This is a genomic window from Hydrogenophaga sp. (assembly GCF_041633695.1).
Classification (GTDB): domain Bacteria; phylum Pseudomonadota; class Gammaproteobacteria; order Burkholderiales; family Burkholderiaceae_C; genus Hydrogenophaga.
In genome coordinates, this window is sequence record NZ_JBFJMY010000339.1 from 1 (window position 1) to 4606 (window position 4606).

Annotated in this window: 6 protein-coding genes and 1 pseudogene; 5 read left to right on the forward strand and 2 right to left on the reverse strand. The window is 65.6% G+C overall.

The genetic code is table 11. The features are described from left to right. The 5 genes and pseudogenes from ABYB95_RS17435 to ABYB95_RS17455 form a co-directional block, all read left to right on the forward strand. Nucleotides 1-250: pseudogene (locus ABYB95_RS17435) on the forward strand (hypothetical protein); the annotation flags it as partial. A 110-nt stretch (nt 251-360) separates the two neighbouring features. Continuing rightward, complete coding sequence (locus ABYB95_RS17440) at nt 361-1671, forward strand: M16 family metallopeptidase (RefSeq protein WP_372659828.1); 1311 nt, start codon at nt 361-363, stop codon at nt 1669-1671. 39 nt (nt 1672-1710) lie between these two features. Further along, nucleotides 1711-2328 (forward strand): 16S rRNA (guanine(966)-N(2))-methyltransferase RsmD, encoded by a 618-nt coding sequence (gene rsmD / locus ABYB95_RS17445; RefSeq protein WP_372659823.1) that lies wholly within the window; start codon nt 1711-1713, stop codon nt 2326-2328. Nucleotides 2329-2360: 32 nt separating this feature from the next. Continuing rightward, entirely contained in the window at nt 2361-2879 is a 519-nt protein-coding gene (gene coaD, locus ABYB95_RS17450) for a pantetheine-phosphate adenylyltransferase (protein WP_372659824.1), read from the forward strand. 72 nt (nt 2880-2951) lie between these two features. Continuing rightward, the gene (locus tag ABYB95_RS17455) at nt 2952-3248 is read left to right on the forward strand and encodes a YfhL family 4Fe-4S dicluster ferredoxin (protein WP_372659825.1); all 297 of its coding nucleotides are present in this window, start codon (nt 2952-2954) and stop codon (nt 3246-3248) included. Here ABYB95_RS17455 and pth read toward each other — a convergent pair. Continuing rightward, the gene (gene pth / locus ABYB95_RS17460) at nt 3200-3862 is read right to left on the reverse strand and encodes an aminoacyl-tRNA hydrolase (RefSeq protein ID WP_372659826.1); all 663 of its coding nucleotides are present in this window, start codon (nt 3860-3862) and stop codon (nt 3200-3202) included. The two genes, ABYB95_RS17455 and pth, sit on opposite strands and share 49 nt — an antisense overlap. Nucleotides 3863-4023: 161 nt before the next feature. Continuing rightward, nucleotides 4024-4606, reverse strand: a 583-nt coding sequence (locus ABYB95_RS17465; protein ID WP_372659827.1) for a 50S ribosomal protein L25/general stress protein Ctc, incomplete at its 5' end; no start/stop codon positions are given.

Below are 4606 nucleotides of genomic sequence, written 5' to 3' on the forward strand. Positions count from 1 at the left end.
CAACCAGGCCAGAGAACTGGGCACCTATTGGATCAACGGTATGGACAGCAGCGCTGGCGCGCGCTTGATGAACCGCTTGCGCGCCGTGACGGCGCAACAGGTGCAGTCGGTGGCGCAACGCTATTTTTCTGCCGAGCAACTGACCACGGCGGTGCTGGTGCCCGAAGCCGGCCGAAGCAGTGAGGGCGCCGCGAAAGCCTTGCCCGCTGCCCCATCCGCTGTCCCGACTGCCGTCGCCCGTCCTCAATGAACCCCGTTCACGGCCCCAAGCCTACCCACCACGTGTCCACCCTGTTTTCTGTTCTGTCGGGTCATTCTGTGCACATCCACCGCGCCGCCGCGCTCCCGTTCAAAGTCTGGATCACTGGGTGCTTGGCCGCTTGCTGCGTTTTCTCTGCGCAGGCTGCTATTCCCATTCAAAGCTGGACGCACAGCAGCGGTGCCCGCGTGTTTCTGGTGCCCAGCCCCAGCATCCCCATGCTGGACGTGCAACTCGATTTTGACGGCGGCAGCCGCCGCGACCCCGCCGTCCAGGCCGGTCTGGCCAGCGCCAGCGCCGGTCTGCTCTCGGGCGGCGTGAAGGCCCAGGCGGGTTTGCCCGCGCTGGACGAAAACCAGTTGAGCGAGGCCTGGGTGGACCTGGGTGCGCGGCTGGACAGCCAGGTCAGCAGCGACCGCTTCAGCGTATCTCTGCGCAGCCTCACCGATCCCGAACTGCTGCCCCAGGCCGTGGCCCTGGCGGCGCGCCAGCTGGCCGCACCGGCCTGGCCCCAGGTGGTCTGGCAGCGCGACCGCGAACGCCTCGCGGCGGCACTGCGCGAAGCCGAAACACAACCCGCCACGCTCGCGGGGCGCGTGTTTTCCCAGGCCGTTTATGGCGACCACCCCTATGGCTTGGAGACCACCGCGGCGAGTTTGGCCGCGATCTCGGTGGCCGACGCGCGCCGCTTCTACGAACAACATGTGGCGGTGTGCCGCGCCCGGGTCAGTCTGGTGGGCGCCATCGACCGGGCGCAGGCCGACCGCATCGTTGACCAGCTCATGGGCGCCATCGAGCACCACGGTTGCGCCAGCTTGCCCAGCGTGCCCGAAGTGCGGCCGCTGGCACAAGCGTTCACGGCGCGCCCGGCGTTTGACGCCGCCCAAGCACAGGTGCTGCTCGGCCAGCCTGGCATCCGCCGCGCCGACCCGGACTATCTGCCGCTGCTGGTGGGCAACTACATCCTGGGCGGCGGCGGTTTTGTGTCGCGGCTCACCACCGAGGTGCGGGAGAAGCGCGGCCTGAGCTACAGCGTCTACAGCACTTTTTCACCCGGACTGCACGCGGGCGCTTTCAGTGTGGCTCTGCAAACCCGGCCCGATCAGGCCGAGCAAGCGGTAGCGGTGGCCCAGGACGTGGTGCGCCGCTTTGTGGCAGATGGGCCCACGGCAGCCGAGCTGCAGGCCGCCAAAGATTTTCTGGTGAACGGTTTTGCCTTGCGCATCGATAGCAACCGCAAGCTGCTCGCCAATGTGGCCAACATCGCCTGGTACGGTCTGCCGCTGGATTACCTCGATACCTGGCCGCAAGCGGTGGAGCGCCTCACGGTGGCCGATATCCGCAGCGCGTTTGCGCGCGTGCTGCAGCCCGATCGCTGGGTCACCGTGGTGGTGGGTGCGCAGCCGCGCTGAACACGGGCCGAGGCGCGCCCGCTCCCTTAAGCTATGGGCATGAAAAAAGCGCCGCTCAAGACCCCTCAGCCGACCCGCGCATCGGCGCCCCAGGAGGTCCGCATCCTGGGCGGGCAATGGAAGCGCAGCCTGCTGCCGGTGCTGGACCGACCGGGTCTGCGGCCCACGCCCTCGCGCGTGCGCGAAACCTTGTTCAACTGGCTGGGCCAGAACCTGAGCGGCTGGCATTGCCTGGACGCCTTTGCCGGTACCGGCGCCCTGGGGCTGGAAGCGGCTTCGCGCGGCGCGGCCCAAGTGTTGCTGGTTGAGCAAGACCCGGCCGTGGTGGCCAATCTGAACAAGATCAAACTGCGTTTGAAGGCCGACACGGTGCGTGTGGAGCGTGGCGACGGGGTGGCCGCGCTGCAGCAAAAGCGGGGTCAAAACCTGCAGCTGGTCTTGCTGGACCCACCTTTTGCCCAGGCGCAGGGCTCGGGCCTGGTAGAAGCCGCCTTGTTGGCCGCGCGCCAGGCCATCGCACCCAACGGCTGGATTTACCTCGAATCGCCCGCGCCCTGGAGCGACGACGAACTGGCTCGGCTGGGTCTGCAGATACACCGCAGTGGCCGTGCGGGCGCGGTCGCCTTTCAGCTGTTGCGGCTTTTGCTGCCCGAATAGCCGTGGAGCGGGGCCTCGCGCATAATTCCCCCATGACTTCTCTCGCTTCCAGCACGCCCAACCAAGCCCGTGTGGCGGTCTACAGCGGCACCTTCGACCCCATCACCCTGGGCCACGAAGACGTGGTGCGCCGCGCTTCGCTGCTGTTCGACGAGGTCATCGTCGCGGTCGCCAAGGCCTATCACAAGAAAACCCGCTTTGCCCTGGAAGTGCGCATGGAAATGGTGGCCGAAGCGGCCGCCAGCATGCCCGGCCAGGTGCGCGTGCTGCCGTTTGATGGCCTGATCATGGACTTTTGCCGCCAGCAAGGCGCTGTGGCCGTGGTGCGCGGTATCCGCAACCTCACCGACTTCGACTACGAAAGCCAGATGGCGGGCATGAACCGCAAGCTGAACCCGGGGGTCGAGACCGTCTTGCTGTTGCCGCAGGCCCAGCTGCAATGCATTTCCAGCACCCTGGTGCGTGAAATCGCGGGTTTGAACGGCGACGTGTCCAGCATGGTGAACGCTTCGGTGGCCAAGCGCCTGTTCCAACGTCCGGCGGAGGCTTGAGGTGCACCGCCCGAACGCCGGCTTCTGGTGCGATGCGCACCGCCCCGCACCCGCAGCATGGGAGGTGACGGCATGGCGCTGATGATCACCGACGAATGCATCAACTGCGATGTGTGCGAGCCCGAATGCCCGAACCAGGCCATTTACATGGGGCCGGATATCTACGAGATCGAGCCATCCAAATGCACCGAATGCGTGGGCCATTTTGACGAGCCGCAATGCGTGCAGGTGTGCCCGGTGAGCTGCATACCGATACACCCGGACCACATCGAAAACCACGAAACGCTCTGGCAAAAATACCAGCGCCTGCAAAACGCCGGTCAGTCGCTGGCCTCGGCAGGCGGCACCACACCGGCATCCGGCGGCTGAGTGGCCGCTTGGGGGGCGGGCCTGGGTGGTTTGGGCCGTGGGGGTTTGCTGGTGTGGATCAGCGCTGTGGCCTTGTCCATCTCGCCCGCGATCAGTTGCGGCAATGCTTTCAAGCTGCGGTCCAGTGCTTGTGCGATCGCGATGCGGTCGTCGGGTGACGGCTTCTTCAACACCCAGTTCGCCACCTCCGCCTTGTTGCCCGGATGGCCTATGCCCACGCGCAGCCGCCAGTAATCGGGGCTGCCAAGCTGGGCGTGGATGTCGCGCAAGCCGTTGTGGCCCGCGTGGCCGCCACCGCGCTTGAGCTTGACTTCGCCCGGGGGCAGATCGAGTTCGTCGTGCACCACCAGCACCTCTTCCGGAGCGATCTTGAAGAAGCGCGCCAGCGCGGCCACGGACTTGCCCGACAGGTTCATGAAGGTCTGGGGTTCGATCAGCCACAAGGTCTGGCCTGCAACGCTGGCGCGGGCGGTGAGCCCGAAGTACGAGCGCTCCATTTGCAGCGAGGTCTTGAGCAGCCGGGCCGCCTCGTCCACCCACCAAAAACCGGCGTTGTGGCGCGTGTGTTCGTATTCCGGTCCGGGGTTGCCCAGGCCGGCAATGAGTTTGATCATGCGGGGATTATCGGTAATCTGCGGACGGCACCATGAAAAACGGCCCGCTGATGCGGGCCGTTTCACGGCGAAGGAAGGCGATCCGACGCCGGGCCGCCCCAAGTCGGATCAGCCCCCTCGGGGGGCAGCGACCCGCGCAGCGGTGGAGCGTGGGGGCAAGATTATTTCTTGCCTTTGCCTTTGGCCTTGGGGTCCACTGGAGCAGCGACCACCGGTGCCACAACCGCTTCCACCAGTGGCGGAACCACGGTGGCGAGGGTCAGGTTGGTACGGCCGTGCATCACCGCCTTGATGCCCTTGGGCAGGGTGATGTCGCGCACGTGGATCGTCGCGCCTTTGACGGCGTTGGCGAGGTCCACTTCGATGTGTTCTGGCAACTGGGTGGCCAGGCATTCCACTTCGATTTCGGTCATCACGTGGCTGATCAGGCAGTTGTCGATCTTGACGGCTGGCGACTGGTCTGCGTTGATGAAGTGCAGTGGCACTTTCTTGTGCAGGCGGGTCTTGTCGTCCACGCGCTGGAAGTCCACGTGCAGAACCTGGGGCTTGAAGGGGTGGTACTGCACATCGCGCAGCAACACTTTTTCAACCTTGCCGGCCAGTTCCATCTCGAGGATGGATGCATGGAACGCTTCTTTTTTCAGGGCGTGCCACAGGGCGTTGTGATCGAGTTCGATCTTGGTGGCTTCGGTGGTACCACCGAAAACGATACCGGGCGCGCGCCCGGTGATGCGCAGACGGCGG